At 69.5% G+C, this 13,090-nt stretch carries 16 protein-coding genes; 6 read left to right on the top strand and 10 right to left on the bottom strand.

Annotated elements, in window-relative coordinates:
- Positions 1–20 precede the first annotated feature (20 nt).
- On the bottom strand, positions 21–965 hold the full coding sequence (locus AC5WS8_RS10970; RefSeq protein WP_496103135.1) for a hypothetical protein: 945 nt from the start codon (positions 963–965) through the stop codon (positions 21–23).
- An 80-nt stretch (positions 966–1,045) separates the two neighbouring features.
- Here AC5WS8_RS10970 and AC5WS8_RS10965 point away from each other — a divergent pair, with 80 nt between their 5' ends.
- Both AC5WS8_RS10965 and AC5WS8_RS10960 read left to right on the top strand, forming a co-directional pair.
- Positions 1,046–1,240 (top strand): DUF3046 domain-containing protein, encoded by a 195-nt coding sequence (locus AC5WS8_RS10965; protein WP_496103134.1) that lies wholly within the window; start codon positions 1,046–1,048, stop codon positions 1,238–1,240.
- A 59-nt stretch (positions 1,241–1,299) separates the two neighbouring features.
- Positions 1,300–2,514 (top strand): AI-2E family transporter, encoded by a 1,215-nt coding sequence (locus AC5WS8_RS10960; RefSeq protein ID WP_496103133.1) that lies wholly within the window; start codon positions 1,300–1,302, stop codon positions 2,512–2,514.
- 107 nt (positions 2,515–2,621) lie between these two features.
- Here AC5WS8_RS10960 and AC5WS8_RS10955 read toward each other — a convergent pair whose 3' ends face one another.
- A complete protein-coding gene (locus tag AC5WS8_RS10955; RefSeq protein WP_496103132.1) occupies positions 2,622–2,822 on the bottom strand; it encodes a hypothetical protein in 201 nt (66 codons plus the stop codon).
- Positions 2,823–3,206: 384 nt separating this feature from the next.
- Here AC5WS8_RS10955 and recA point away from each other — a divergent pair, with 384 nt between their 5' ends.
- Positions 3,207–4,334, top strand: coding sequence for a recombinase RecA (gene recA, locus AC5WS8_RS10950; protein ID WP_496103131.1), 1,128 nt, complete (start codon positions 3,207–3,209; stop codon positions 4,332–4,334).
- A 3-nt stretch (positions 4,335–4,337) separates the two neighbouring features.
- Complete coding sequence (gene recX, locus AC5WS8_RS10945; protein ID WP_496103130.1) at positions 4,338–5,102, top strand: recombination regulator RecX; 765 nt, start codon at positions 4,338–4,340, stop codon at positions 5,100–5,102.
- A gap of 79 nt (positions 5,103–5,181) precedes the next feature.
- Here the strand turns inward: recX and AC5WS8_RS10940 are convergent, their stop codons facing one another.
- The 5 genes from AC5WS8_RS10940 to AC5WS8_RS10920 form a co-directional block, all read right to left on the bottom strand.
- The gene (locus tag AC5WS8_RS10940; RefSeq protein WP_496103129.1) at positions 5,182–5,583 is read right to left on the bottom strand and encodes a rhodanese-like domain-containing protein; all 402 of its coding nucleotides are present in this window, start codon (positions 5,581–5,583) and stop codon (positions 5,182–5,184) included.
- Positions 5,580–6,128 carry a cupin domain-containing protein gene (locus AC5WS8_RS10935; protein ID WP_496103128.1) on the bottom strand — a complete coding sequence of 183 codons (549 nt, stop codon included), beginning with the start codon at positions 6,126–6,128 and terminating at the stop codon, positions 5,580–5,582. The genes AC5WS8_RS10940 and AC5WS8_RS10935 overlap by 4 nt, the downstream gene beginning before the upstream one ends.
- 73 nt (positions 6,129–6,201) lie before the next feature.
- A complete protein-coding gene (locus AC5WS8_RS10930) occupies positions 6,202–6,288 on the bottom strand; it encodes a putative leader peptide (protein ID WP_496103158.1) in 87 nt (28 codons plus the stop codon).
- A gap of 102 nt (positions 6,289–6,390) precedes the next feature.
- On the bottom strand, positions 6,391–8,076 hold the full coding sequence (locus AC5WS8_RS10925) for an FAD-dependent monooxygenase (protein WP_496103157.1): 1,686 nt from the start codon (positions 8,074–8,076) through the stop codon (positions 6,391–6,393).
- Positions 8,077–8,237: 161 nt separating this feature from the next.
- Complete coding sequence (locus AC5WS8_RS10920; RefSeq protein ID WP_496103127.1) at positions 8,238–8,765, bottom strand: response regulator transcription factor; 528 nt, start codon at positions 8,763–8,765, stop codon at positions 8,238–8,240.
- 461 nt (positions 8,766–9,226) lie between these two features.
- On the opposite strand from AC5WS8_RS10920, the gene AC5WS8_RS10915 reads away from it, so the two are divergent.
- Together AC5WS8_RS10915 and AC5WS8_RS10910 are read left to right on the top strand one after the other, a co-directional pair.
- Complete coding sequence (locus AC5WS8_RS10915; protein ID WP_496103126.1) at positions 9,227–9,685, top strand: hypothetical protein; 459 nt, start codon at positions 9,227–9,229, stop codon at positions 9,683–9,685.
- 77 nt (positions 9,686–9,762) lie between these two features.
- Entirely contained in the window at positions 9,763–10,200 is a 438-nt protein-coding gene (locus tag AC5WS8_RS10910; RefSeq protein ID WP_496103125.1) for a hypothetical protein, read from the top strand.
- Positions 10,201–10,288: 88 nt separating this feature from the next.
- On the opposite strand, the gene AC5WS8_RS10905 is transcribed toward AC5WS8_RS10910, so the two are convergent.
- From AC5WS8_RS10905 to AC5WS8_RS10895, 3 genes are all read right to left on the bottom strand, one after another.
- Entirely contained in the window at positions 10,289–11,233 is a 945-nt protein-coding gene (locus tag AC5WS8_RS10905) for an amino acid ABC transporter permease (RefSeq protein WP_496103124.1), read from the bottom strand.
- Entirely contained in the window at positions 11,230–11,877 is a 648-nt protein-coding gene (locus AC5WS8_RS10900; protein ID WP_496103123.1) for an amino acid ABC transporter permease, read from the bottom strand. The genes AC5WS8_RS10905 and AC5WS8_RS10900 overlap by 4 nt, the downstream gene beginning before the upstream one ends.
- Before the next feature lie 159 nt (positions 11,878–12,036).
- On the bottom strand, positions 12,037–12,951 hold the full coding sequence (locus tag AC5WS8_RS10895; protein WP_496103122.1) for a glutamate ABC transporter substrate-binding protein: 915 nt from the start codon (positions 12,949–12,951) through the stop codon (positions 12,037–12,039).
- Between the last annotated feature and the right edge of the window lie 139 nt (positions 12,952–13,090).

Genomic DNA, 13,090 nt, shown 5'->3' with positions numbered 1-13,090 from the left:
CGCCCGCCCGGGTCTGTCCGTCAATCGATCGCCCGTCCGTGGGCCCGCAGGGTGAGCAGCGCGTCGATGGTCACCATGGGGCGGGCCTCCAGAGCGGTGCCCGGAGCCCACTGGCGCCGGCGCACCGGCCAGCCGCCGTCCTCCTGCTGCTCGGCCACGAGGAAGTCCAGGGCGCGCGCCATCTCCTCGTCGGTGAACCAGGCGCGTGCGAGGGAGTCGGGCGTACGTGCGAAGTCGTACGGGAAGTGGTGCTCGCCCGGCGCGTACCCGGGGGCGACCGGACAGGCCTCCCGGCGTTCCGGATCCAGGACCGCGAGCCGCTGCTCGCGCACCAGGCGGCCCAGACGGTCGGCGGCGGCCTCCGCACGCGGGCGGTCGGGTGCCGAGTCCAGGAACGCCACGGCGGCCTCCACCTCGTAGGGATGCGACTTGTCCAGGGACTCGACCGCCCGCCAGCAGAAGTCGGTGGCCCGGAACATCCACGCGTGCCACACCTCGTTGCGGTGCAGCAGGCCCACCACCGGGCCCGTGGCGAGCAGATCACTCGGCGGGTCGTCGGTGACGGGCACGAAGGGTGCGGCCGGATAGCCGCGCTGCACGGGATGCACCGCCGGAAGTGCACCGTCGGGGGTCGACACCACGGTCAGATAGCGGCACACACGCTCCACCCGCTGGCCGCCGCAACGGCCGATCGAGTCCAGCACCCGCAGAGCGTGCGCGGTGTGCAGGGGCTGGCTGACCGGGCCGCGCAGATCGGGTTCGAGGGCGTGACCGTACCCCTCGTCCTCGTTGTGGTAGGCGGCCAGCGCCGTCTCCACCGGGTCGGCGCCGCCGCCCAGGAAGTGGTACGCGAAACGCCGCTGCTCCAGCACGCGCGCGGTGAGCCACACGAAGTGCTCGGCACGGGACAGCGGGGAGCGCGCCGAGGGCGCGGGAAGGAGTGGGGATGCTCCGGATTCGGCCATGGACCAGACCGTAGGACGTAAAGCGTTCCCGGTAAGCCGTCTGGGCCAGGGCCCACCCTCAGGGGCGGGATACTGATGTCATGCGGTTGACGGTCTTCTGGCAGCGGATGGCGGATCACTTCGGTGAGGCCTACGCCGACACCTTCGCGCGCGACCACGTGATGTCGGAGCTCGGCGGGCGCACCGTGCTCCAGGCGCTCGAGGCCGGCTGGGAGGCCAGGGACGTGTGGCGCGCCGTGTGCACGGCCGTGGACGTGCCGCAGGAGAAGCGCTGAGGAAGCGCGGAGATCCACAGGGGTCCCCGGATGTCGCCGACGTGGGCGAGACTTGCTCCGTGGCCCCGACAGACGAGACCGCGCAGGTCCCCCAGCAGGCATCACCGCTCGGCACGACACCGCCCCAGCCGCCCCCGTCGGGCGGCGCCGCCGCGCCTGGCGCCCGTATGCCGAGCTGGCTGCCGCGCGCCATGGTCCTCGCCCTCGCGCTCATCGCGGTGTTCCAACTGGGCAGCTGGGCGTTCCACCAGCTCACCGGCCTGCTGATCAACATCCTGATCGCATTCTTCCTGGCACTCGCCGTCGAGCCCGCGGTCAGCTGGATGGCCGCCCGCAGCATGCGCCGGGGGCTGGCCACCTTCCTCGTCTTCCTCGGCCTGGCGATCGCGGTGGCCGGCTTCGTCACGCTGCTCGGCTCCATGCTCGCCGGCCAGATCATCAAGATGGTCGAGGGCTTCCCGGGCTACCTCGACGCGCTGATCAACTGGATCAACACCACGTTCCACACGCATCTGCGACGCGTGGACGTACAGGACAGCCTGGTCCACTCCGACTGGCTCAGAAAGTACGTCCAGAACAGCGCCACCGGTGTCCTGGACGTCTCCGCCCAGGTCCTGGGCGGGCTCTTCCAGATGCTGACGATCGGCCTGTTCTCGTTCTACTTCGCCGCCGACGGGCCCAGACTACGGCGCGGGCTGTGCTCGGTGCTGCCGCCCGCCCGACAGGCCGAGGTGCTGCGCGCCTGGGAGATCGCCGTCGACAAGACGGGCGGCTACCTCTACTCGCGCGGCCTGATGGCACTGATCTCGGGCATCGCGCACTACGTCCTGCTGCAGGCGCTGAGCATTCCGTACGCACCTGTGCTCGCCGTCTGGGTCGGACTGGTCTCGCAGTTCATCCCCACCATCGGCACCTATCTCGCGGGTGCCCTGCCGATGCTGATCGCCTTCACGGTGGCCCCCTGGTACGCGCTGTGGGTGCTGATCTTCGTCGTGGTCTACCAGCAGTTCGAGAACTACATGCTGCAGCCCAAACTGACCGCGCGGTCCGTGGACATCCACCCCGCCGTCGCCTTCGGGTCCGTCATAGCGGGCACCGCCCTCCTCGGCGCGGTCGGGGCGCTGATCGCCATCCCCGCGGTCGCCACGCTGCAGGCCTTCCTGGGGGCGTACGTGAAGCGGTACGACGTCACCGACGACCCCCGCGTCCACGGGCACCGCACGCGCGGCTCGGGCGCTCTCACGGCGCGCGTGCGGCGGCTGTTCGTGCGCTGAGGGCACCGGCTCACCAGGCGGTGACCGCCCGAGAGCCCCGCGCCGAGCACGGCGGCCGCGCAGCCGCCGGCCGCCGCGCCGACGACCCGCTGCCCCGCGGCCTCGCTTCAGGACGTGCGGGACAGCGGCCAGGCCGGCGCGGGCGGTACCGGCACGGCGTGCGGGCCCACCTCGCGCAGGGGCTTCAGCGGCGCTGTCGAGCGGTGCGCCTCCTCCAAATGCCCGGCGCGGGACAGCACGGTCCCTCGCGCGATCATCGCGGCGCCCGAGAGGAGCGCCACGGTGATCGCGAACCCGGAGCGCAGCACCGAGGGCCGTGCCGAGGGGGCCGTCCGGCCGGTGCCGGAAGGCCGCGGCGGCGAACGTCGAGAGCACGACGACGAGGACGCCGCCGCCCAGCGCAAGGGTCATCGCCCACGCGGTGTCGAAGGGCGTCGCGGGCGGGGTGCGAGGGCGCGTGCCGCCACGCCCTAAGAGTGATCCCGGCGGCCGCTGTCGGTGTGCTTGACACCAAAATCGAACATCCATTCTTATGGAGGCCCCGGCGAGGCTCACGGCGGGGATTCGACACGGTTTTGGCGGATACGTGCCCGAGTTGTCCACAGCCGGACGAGCGTCGGGACGCATTGTCAGTGGCAGGCGTTAGCGTCTTTGACGTGAAGCGATCGACTCAAGCAAATCGGGTGGAACCCATGGCAGGTACCGACCGCGAGAAGGCCCTCGACGCCGCCCTCGCACAGATTGAACGGCAATTCGGCAAGGGCGCGGTCATGCGCATGGGCGAGAGGTCGAAGGAGCCCATCGAGGTCATCCCGACCGGTTCGACCGCGCTCGACGTGGCCCTGGGCGTCGGCGGCCTGCCGCGCGGCCGCGTCGTGGAGATCTACGGACCGGAGTCCTCCGGTAAGACCACGCTGACCCTGCACGCCGTGGCCAACGCGCAGAAGGCCGGCGGTCAGGTCGCCTTCGTGGACGCGGAGCACGCCCTCGATCCCGAGTACGCGCGCAAGCTCGGCGTCGACATCGACAACCTGATCCTCTCCCAGCCGGACAACGGCGAGCAGGCCCTGGAGATCGTGGACATGCTGGTCCGCTCCGGCGCGCTCGACCTCATCGTCATCGACTCCGTCGCCGCGCTCGTCCCGCGCGCCGAGATCGAGGGCGAGATGGGCGACAGCCACGTCGGTCTGCAGGCCCGTCTGATGAGCCAGGCGCTGCGGAAGATCACCAGCGCGCTCAACCAGTCCAAGACCACGGCGATCTTCATCAACCAGCTCCGCGAGAAGATCGGCGTGATGTTCGGCTCTCCGGAGACCACGACCGGTGGCCGCGCGCTGAAGTTCTACGCCTCGGTGCGTATCGACATCCGCCGCATCGAGACCCTGAAGGACGGGACGGAAGCGGTCGGCAACCGCACCCGCTGCAAGGTCGTCAAGAACAAGGTCGCTCCGCCCTTCAAGCAGGCCGAGTTCGACATCCTCTACGGCCAGGGCATCAGTCGCGAGGGCGGCCTGATCGACATGGGCGTGGAGCACGGCTTCGTCCGCAAGGCCGGCGCCTGGTACACGTACGAGGGCGACCAGCTCGGCCAGGGCAAGGAGAACGCGCGCAACTTCCTGAAGGACAACCCCGACCTGGCCAACGAGATCGAGAAGAAGATCAAGGAGAAGCTGGGCGTCGGCGTACGGCCGGAGGAGCCCGCCGCCGAGCCGGGCGCGGACGCTGCGAGTGCCGCTGCTCCCGCGGCCGACGACACCAAGGCGGCGCCCGCACCGGCGGCCAAGGCGGCCAAGGCCAAGGCCCCGACGGCCAAGAGCTAGCCCATGACACGGCGAACCGACTGGGCCGAGTACGCCCATCCCGTGGCCCCGCAGCGGCGGGGGAGCGGGCGCGACACGGGGTTCGTCGGAAGCGACGACGGGGAGTGGGACGCCATGCGCGGCGACGCGGATGCGCACGGCGAGGACATTCCACGCGGCGAGAGCGGTGGACGCGGGCGAGGGCGGCGGCGCGGTGGCGGGGAACCGGCCGACGCCCCACAGGACGGAGGCTCTTCCTTCTCGTCGAGGGCCGGGACGGAGGAGTACCCGGGGGACCCGGTTGAGCAGGCGCGGGCGATCTGCCTGCGTCTGCTCACCGGAACTCCACGCACCCGCAAGCAACTCGCGGACGCCCTGCGCAAGCGGGAGATCCCCGAGGATGTGGCGGACGAGGTGCTGTCGCGCTTCGAGGAGGTCGGCCTGGTCGACGACAGTGCCTTCGCGGACGCCTGGGTGGAGTCCCGGCACCACGGCCGGGGCCTGGCCCGCCGCGCGCTCGCCCAGGAACTGCGGACGAAGGGCGTGGACTCGGCGTTGATCGACGCCGCGGTGGGACAGCTGGACACCGAGCAGGAAGAGGCCACCGCCCGCGAGCTCGTCGCCCGCAAGCTGCGCGCCACGCGGGGCCTCGACCGGGACAAGCGCCTGCGCCGTCTCGCGGGCATGCTCGCTCGCAAGGGCTACTCGGAGGGGATGGCCCTGCGCGTGGTCCGCCAGGTGCTGGCGGAGGAGGGGGAGGACATGGAAGGGCTGGACGAAGGGTTCTGAAGCTGGAGGAGGGTGGGGGAGGGGGCCTCCCCCGGTACGAAGCTCACCGTTGCGACCGGGCAACCGCAGGAATGCCCGCCTATGACGCCACCGGCAGCCCCGCCGCCCTCCAGGACTGGAAGCCGCCCACCAGGTCGGTGGCGCGGTGCAGGCCCAGTTGACGCAGGGACGCGGCGGCCAGGCTGGAGGCATAGCCCTCGTTGCAGATGATCACGACGCGCAGGTCGTGGCCGGTGGCTTCGGGAAGGCGGTGGCTGCCCTGCGGGTCCAGGCGCCACTCCAGTTCGTTCCGTTCGACGACCAGCGCGCCGGGGATGAGCCCGTCACGGTCCCGCAGGGCCGCGTAGCGGATGTCCACGAGCAGGGCCTCGCCGGTCCGTGCGGCCTCGTGGGCCTCAGCGGGCTCCACCCGGTCCAGGTCCTCGCGGACCCGCTCCAGCAACTCGTCAATGCCCACAGGGTGTTCGGGTGCGGAACTCATTGCCAGTCCTCCGGGCGTTCGACATGCTCCAGCCGCAGCACCTGACCTGTGCGACTGTAGCGGCGGATCTGCGGCAGGGGCGGGTAGTAGGTGTGCACCGAGACGGCGTGTCGCTCGGTGGACTCGTTGAGCACCTCGTGCACATGGTGCCGGCCGAAGGAGCGGCCCTCACCGGCCGGCAGGCGTCGCTCCCGGTCGACTCCGTCGGTGAGTTCCAGGGTTTTCCAGCCGTCGGACGGCAGCCGGACCGCGAGGGAGTTCTCCTTGAGTTCGCCCGAGGCGGCGACGAAGGCGCCGACCGAGTCGGCGTGGTCGTGCCAGCCGGTGCCCGTGCCGGGCGGCCAGCCGATCAGCCAGGCCTCGCTGCCGCCGGGCCCTTCGAGCCGAACCCAGGTGCGGCCCTCGGGATCCAGCGGGAGAGAGGCGACCAGTGCGGCGTCGGCGGCCGTACGGCGCGCGAAGTCGAGGAGTTCGGCCTGGGTGGGAGCCAGAGCCCGGGGCCGGGCGGAGTCGGCGGACAGCGGCACTGAAGGGGAGACAGACAAGGGGGACCGTCCTGGGGATTCGCACGAGGGGCGCGCGGCGGCAGAGGCACGGCGCGCGGTGAGGGGAGCGAGATCAGCAGGACGGGCGACACATGCAGCCCGCATAGCGGACGAGGTCCATATGGACCCTCCGCCACAGGCGCGCATACGTGTCGGTCATGGTCCGGAGTACACCACGGCGGTGCAGACCGGTCAACTCACGGTCACCATGTGGACCTCACGGTGACCGTGAGTGCGGGCAACGGCGTTCTCCTCCACAGCACTAGCGTGCGCTCGCCGCCGCCTGTGCCTTCGCCGGACCGCCCAGCGCCGCCTCGGCCGCTGCGTACAGGTCCGCGGGGCGCACCCCGGCAAGTGCCGTCACCAGGTGGCCGTCCGGCCGGATCAGCAGGACGGTGTGGGCGGCGGCGCCCGGGTAGCTCTCGGCGACCAGCAACTCCGCGGGGTGCGGCAGGGCGGTCACCGCCGCCGCCAGCCGGGGCATGATCCCGGCCGACACCCAGTGCTTGCGCTCCCATACGCCGGTGCCCGGCGCGACCAGGACGACCAGCAGCGACCCGCGGCCGAGCCGGTCCCGAAGCCGTACGAGGGAGCCGTCCTCCGCCGTCACCCGGACATCCGCGACCTGGGCCCCGGGTTCCGTGGCCACGAACGCCGCCGACTCGCTGGGCGCGGCCGCCAGGGGCGAGGCGGCGTACGTCCCCGGTGCGCCCAGCGCACCCCTCCCCAGGTGACCCTCCGAGAGCAGCGCGTCATGGCCGCGGGTGGACCCGGGCACGTAGGACCGCAGACCTCCGCCGCCGCGCAGCAGGGGCAGCGCCTGGTCGGCGGCGCGCAGCCGGGCCGCGACCACGGCGCGGCGCTCGGTCTCGTAACTGTCGAGCAGCGTCTCGCGGGGCCCGTGGTGCCAGGCCGGCGCCAGCTTCCAGGCGAGGTTGTCGACGTCCCGCAGGCTCTCGTCGAGGCCCTGCGTGCCGAGCGCGCCGAGCAGGTGCGCGGCGTCCCCGGCGAGGAAGACCCGCCCGGAGCGCCAGCGGCGGGCCAGCCGGTGGTGGACGGTGTGGACACCGGTGTCCAGCAGGTCGTAGGCGGGGGTGGTGCTGCCGTTCCAGCCGGCGAGGGTCTCCCGGACCCGGGTCACCAGCAGTTCGGGCGTGACCAGCTCCTTGCCCGGTGGCAGCAGCCAGTCCAGCCGCCACATCCCGTCGGGCAGGGGCCGTGCCGTGATCTCTCCGCCCGAGGGGCCCGACGTCCGCCACGGCGGCATGCGGTGGAGCAACGCTTCGCCGGGCCAGGGCAGTTCGGCGCGCAGGGCGGCCACGGCGTGCCGTTCCACCGCCGTACGGCCGGGGAAGCGGATGTCGAGCAGTTTGCGCACCGTGGAGCGCGGCCCGTCGCAGCCGACCAGGTAGCTGCCGCGCCACCAGGTGCTGCGGGGGCCGCGCGTGTGCGCCGTGACGCCGGACGGTTCCTGTGCGAGGGAGTCGAGACGGCTCTCGACGGCGACCTTGACCAGCGGCTGTCCGGCGATGGCGGCGCGCAGGGCTGCGGTCAGCGCATGCTGGGCGATGTGCAGCGGCGACGGTCCTGCGGGTTCCTCGACCGCGCCCTTGCGACCCTGGGCAGCCGGACCGGCACCTGGGGCGGATCCGCCGCCGTACTGCTCTTTCCGCCCGCCGCCCGCATCGAAGACGACCTTCCGGATGACCTGCCTGCGCCGCATCGACCGCCAACCGGTGTACCGCAGCCCGGCTCCGGAGAGCGGTACCCCGGTGAGTCGTTCCATCAGGGCGGCCGTGTCCTCGCGCAGTACGAGGGTGCGCGCCGCCCGTGGTTCGTCCGTGCCCGGGCCTTCGTCGAGGACGACGGACGGCACCTCCTGCCGGGCCAGAGCCAGCGCGAGCGAGAGCCCGACGGGCCCCGCTCCCACGATGATCACCGGGTCCACGACGCGGTGCCCCCTGCCCACGGCGGTGTTCTGACGGCCTCAGGTGAACACAAGTATGGAGCAGGGTGCACGATCACAGAAAGTATGCAACCTATTGCGGGTGCTTGCGTCAAGCGACGGCCGCTGCGGCATGGCTGAGTGCGCCTCAGTCAGTGACCTCCTCAGACAGCGACGCCGGTGACGTCGGCCTGCCAGGCGATACGGGCGGCCTGAATCCGGTTGGCGGCGCGAAGTTTGACGCACAGGGTGCGGACATGGTCCTTGACCGTCTCCGGACTGATGTGAAGGGCCTGGGCGATGGCACGGTTGGGGAGCCCGTCGCCGAGGAGGGCCAGGACTTGACGCTCCCGTGCGCTCAGACAGGCGACACGTTCCTGCAGGCCGTGGCCGGACGGGACCGTGGCGGGGCGGCCGTGGATGATCGCGTCGGCGATTTCGGGTGAAAGGGCACGGCTGCCCTCGGTGACGGCGCTGAGGGCCCAGGTCAGATGTCGAGGCGCAGAGCGATGGAGCAGAACGCCGGCCGCACCGTTGGCGAGGAGGGTCCTGGCGTCTTCTTCCGTGATGCGCTCCGTGATGACCAGCACTGCAGGTGACGCCGAGAGACGGGCGACGGTCTCCAGGAGCGGGAGAGAGTCCTTGCCGCAGGCGTCACCGCTGATGAGGAGGTCCGGGCGGGTGTTCGTCACCAAGGCGGTCGCCTGCGCTCGTTTCCCTTCGGCCACGACGCTGGTCCGCAGTCTTCTGTGTGAGTCCGGAGGCAGGGCCTGCAGCATCCCCCGCAGCCCTGCGCGACAAAGCGATCGGTCATCGATGATTCCCACCCGCAGCATGCGATCCCCGTGTGGTTCTGTGCGTACGCAACGGCATGTGTACCCGGCGCTCGTCCGGTCACGACGAGCGGCAGTCATGTGATCCTCCGACTATTGCGCGTACGCGTCAAGTTTCTTCCGGATCCCCCAATGCAAAAGGAGTTGCAATAGCAAACATAATCATCTGTTCAGTAGACATTGGTTGGCGTTGTGCAGAAAAAGTCAACCCCCATTTTGGGGGTGGTGATCCAGGACCCCCCGCTGTGGGGGTCTTTTCCTCTTCGTTGGGAACTCATGATGGTAATACCCTGCAGGATCTGAACGAGAGGAAAAGCGATATGGCCCGTAATTGGCAGCGCCGGAGTGCGGCGTGGGGTGCGGCGGCGGCCGCGTGTCTGTTGGCCACGGGGGCAGCGGCCGCGCCGGCGGCGGCGGCTCCCGCCACTGCTCCGGTGGCAGCGGTCCACTGCGGAAACCCGGTCCTCAAAGTGTGGTACGACTCGGACCAGTTCGGCACTTACCTCAAGGCGTGGTTCGAGACGGACAGGGGCTGCCCCAAGGGGCGGGGGGTCGCCAGTCTCGCCGGGCAGATCCACTGCTTCAAACCTCACTCCAAGGTCGTCTACCGCGACAACATCGCGGACAGGAAGGCTCCGGCCTCGACCCTGATAAAGGCGTTGCCGCCGAAGAGTGAGTGCAAGACCTTCTACGCCGAGGCGACCATCGTCTACAAGAACGCCGGGCGGGTTCCGTTCAGGGACACCTGGCGTTGGAACTGGGGTGAATACCCGGCGTAAATCGATTTCATTCGCAAAGTTTCACATCTCCTCGAGCATGGATTATCTGTGCGAGAGGATTCTGAAGGAGGTTCATCATGCACGGTGACGAGACCAGGATGAAGCGTCGCGCAGTCATGCTTCTCGGCACGGCGGTACTGGCGACCGCCCTGGCGGCGCCGTCGGCGTCCGCGGACGGCCCCTCCGAGATCTACCTCGGCCAGCGCTCGGGCACCATCAACATCGGCGGACTCCCCCACTCGTACAAATGGGTCGACAAGCAGTACCGCAGCACCTCGCTGCCCAACCTGCGCAAGCACTCGATCCGCATCACCTACAACGCGTGTGCCAACTGGCGGGCCCGTGCCGCCGTGAGGTGGGGTGGTACCTACGACACCGTCGAATCGTCGGCCAAGGGCTGCAACAAGTCCGTCCTGCTCACGCCCATGGGGGACATGAACGCCAACGTCACGCTGACCATCCATCAGGACCCCATGGACATGACGGGCAGCGTCACGATCAAGCCCGTGCACTGATCCCCGGGGTGCCGACGGTGTCCTGCCCGTTCCCGCCGCGACGGCAGGACACCGCGCCCGGTCGTGCCGGGAAGGACCGGTTCCGCGGCTACTTCGGCGTACGGTCCGCATCGCCGTCGACGGGGCCGGCGGCCACTCCCGTGACGTCGAGTACGCCGGGGGCTTCGGCCGGCTCGGCGGCCGGAGCCACTGTGACACCCGTCTTCGCACGGCGACCGCGCCGCTCGATCCAGGTGGCGAGCGAGGAGAGCGCGAGGCACATGGCGATGTAGATCGCGCCGACGACGATGGTGACCGCGGTGAACGGGTTCTCACCGTTGACGATGATGTTGTTCGCCATCGTCCGGGCGGCGAAGAGGAGCTCCGTGTAGGTGATGATGTAGCCGAGCGAGGTGTCCTTCAGCGTGACGACCAGCTGGCTGATCATGGTCGGCAGCATGGACCTCACCGCCTGCGGCAGCAAGAGGGTCGTCATCACCTGGTATTTGCGCAGTCCGAGTGCGTAGGCTGCCTCGACCTGTCCGCGTGGCACGGCGTTGATGCCCGCGCGGAACACTTCGGCCTGTACCGAACCGTTGTAGACGGTCAGTCCGATGACGAGGCCCCAGAACGCGGTGTTGTCCCCGATGACACCGAGATCGTTCTTGTAGGTGAGGAACAGCACCCACAGGGCGTAGATCGTGATCAGCAACGGTACCGCGCGGAACAGCTCCACGAATCCCGTGGCGAACCAGCGGGCGGTCCTGTGCTCGGACAACCGCGCCACGGCGAGCACCAGGCCCAGCACCAGGGACAGCCCGCCGGCCACGGCGAACACCTTCAGCGTGGTCAGCACGCCGTCGCGGATGTTGGTTCGCACACCCGCGTTGTTGAAGATGTTCCACACCTTCGGGTCCAACTGGCCCTTGACGTCCATGCGGTACGCGGTGAAGGCGACCAGGGCGGCCACGGCCAGGCAGCCGATCACCGTGAAGAGGCGGTTGCGCAGACGGGCCCTGGGGCCGGGTGCGTCGTACAGAACGCTTGAACTCATCGTGCGACCCCCAGGCGCCGCTCCAGCAGCCGGAAGAGACCGCTGATCGAGAAGGTGATGACGAGGTAGCCCAGGGCCACCCACAGGAAGATCCAGGCGATGGCGAAGCCCTGGTCACTCAGCAGCTTCTGCACACCGAACAGTTCGGTGACGCTGAAGGCGCCCGCGATCGCCGAGTTCTTGGTCAGCGCGATGAAGATCGAGCTCAGCGGCGGGACGACCGTGCGCGTGGCCTGGGGGAGAACGATCAGGCGCAGCGTCTGCGAGAAGGACATGCCCAGGGAGCGGGCGGCCTCTGCCTGCCCCAGGGGCACGGTGCCGATGCCCGACCGCACGGCCTCGCACACGAAGGCCGAGGTGTAGAAGCCCAGCGCCAGAAGGGCCTTCATCCACGGACTCAGGCCCGGTACGAAGATCACTGGCACGACGAACCATGCGATGAGGAACAGCAGGGTCAGCGGGGTGTTGCGGAAGAGGGTGACCCAGACGGTGCCGAACATCCGCAGCGGGGGCACCGGGGAGACACGGAACCCGGCGATGATGACACCGAGCACCATCGCGAGGAGTCCGCTGGCGAAGGTGAGCAGGACTGTGCCGATGAACCCCTCGCGGAACTCCGCGAGATGGTCGAGCAATACGTTCACAGGGTGAAGTCCTCGTGGGCGGCGTACGGGCGGGAAGGACGCGGTCCCGGGCACATCGGCCTGGAGGTGTCCGGGACGGACGGTTCGTCACCGCGGACGCGGACGGTGCCGATCTGTGGCGGTGAGCTTCGTCGGCACCTTGCGTCGCGGCGTTGCGTGTCAGTAGCGGTCGACGGCCGGAGGCTCCGTGTACGGGGAGCCGGACAGCCCGAGCGTCGCCTCGTAGGCCTTCTTGTAGTCGCCGTTCTTCTCGTGCTTCTCGAGCGCGTCGTCGACCGCATCGCGCAGCGCCTTGTCGTCCTTGTTCATGCCGACGCCGTACGGCTCCTTGGTGAACGGCTTGCCGATGACCTTCAGCTTGGTCGGACGCTGGGCGGCATATCCCTTGAGAATCGCGTCGTCGGTGGTCACCGCGTCGACTTCGTTGTTGAGCAGCTGCTGGACGCACTCCGAGTACTTCGACAACTCCACCGTCTTGGCACCGTACTTCGGCTTCTTGATCTCCTGGAGCGGAGTCGAGCCCTTGATGGAGCAGACCGTCCTGCCCTTGAGGGAGTCCGGACCGGTGATGTCCTTCTCGTCCTTGCGGACCAGAAGGTCTGCTCCTGCCATGAAGTACGGGCCCGCGAAGCCGACCTGCTGCTTGCGCTTGTCGTTGATGGTGTAGGTGCCCACGTAGAGGTCGACCTCGCCCTTGGAGATGGTGGTCTCGCGGACGTTGGAGTCAACCGTCTTGAACTCGATCTGCGAGGGCTTGAAACCGAGGTCGGCGGCAACCATCTTGGCAATCTCGATGTCGAAGCCGGAGCGCTTGCCGTCCGTGTCCTCGAAGCCGAGGTACGGTTGGTCGTTCTTGGCGCCGATCACCAGCTTGCCCGCCTGCCGGGCCTTCTTCAGGGTCGCGGAGTCGATCTTCACGTTCTGCGCGACGGCGTACGTCGGCAGCTTGGGCTGGTTCGTGCCGCTGTTCCCGCCGGGCTGGTCGCCGGCGTTGCCGGACTCGCCGCCGCAGGCCGAAACGGTCAGCGCGAGGACGGCGAGAGCCGCCGTGACGGCGGAGTTGCGGAACTTCATGGTGGACATCCTTCGTGTGTTCGGCATCGGCCGTGGGAAGTCGGACGCGTGCGAGCACGGTCCGCACAGGCATGTGCGCGCGGCAGAGGCATGTGCGCGCGGCAGAGGCAGGTGCGCGCCGCAGAGGCAGGTGCGCGCG

Source organism: Streptomyces sp. PTL18 (assembly GCF_059510295.1).
This window is presented reverse-complemented; position numbering and strand designations above follow the sequence as displayed.

Excerpts from the sequence above, each read along its gene's own strand:
- AC5WS8_RS10970 (WP_496103135.1), bottom strand. The coding sequence starts at position 965 with ATGGCCGAATCCGGAGCATCCCCACTCCTTCCCGCGCCCTCGGCGCGC.
- AC5WS8_RS10965 (WP_496103134.1), top strand. The coding sequence starts at position 1,046 with ATGCGGTTGACGGTCTTCTGGCAGCGGATGGCGGATCACTTCGGTGAG.
- recA (WP_496103131.1), top strand. The coding sequence starts at position 3,207 with ATGGCAGGTACCGACCGCGAGAAGGCCCTCGACGCCGCCCTCGCACAG.
- recX (WP_496103130.1), top strand. The coding sequence starts at position 4,338 with ATGACACGGCGAACCGACTGGGCCGAGTACGCCCATCCCGTGGCCCCG.
- AC5WS8_RS10940 (WP_496103129.1), bottom strand. The coding sequence starts at position 5,583 with ATGAGTTCCGCACCCGAACACCCTGTGGGCATTGACGAGTTGCTGGAG.
- AC5WS8_RS10930 (WP_496103158.1), bottom strand. The coding sequence starts at position 6,288 with ATGACCGACACGTATGCGCGCCTGTGGCGGAGGGTCCATATGGACCTC.
- AC5WS8_RS10915 (WP_496103126.1), top strand. The coding sequence starts at position 9,227 with ATGGCCCGTAATTGGCAGCGCCGGAGTGCGGCGTGGGGTGCGGCGGCG.
- AC5WS8_RS10910 (WP_496103125.1), top strand. The coding sequence starts at position 9,763 with ATGCACGGTGACGAGACCAGGATGAAGCGTCGCGCAGTCATGCTTCTC.
- AC5WS8_RS10905 (WP_496103124.1), bottom strand. The coding sequence starts at position 11,233 with ATGAGTTCAAGCGTTCTGTACGACGCACCCGGCCCCAGGGCCCGTCTG.
- AC5WS8_RS10895 (WP_496103122.1), bottom strand. The coding sequence starts at position 12,951 with ATGAAGTTCCGCAACTCCGCCGTCACGGCGGCTCTCGCCGTCCTCGCG.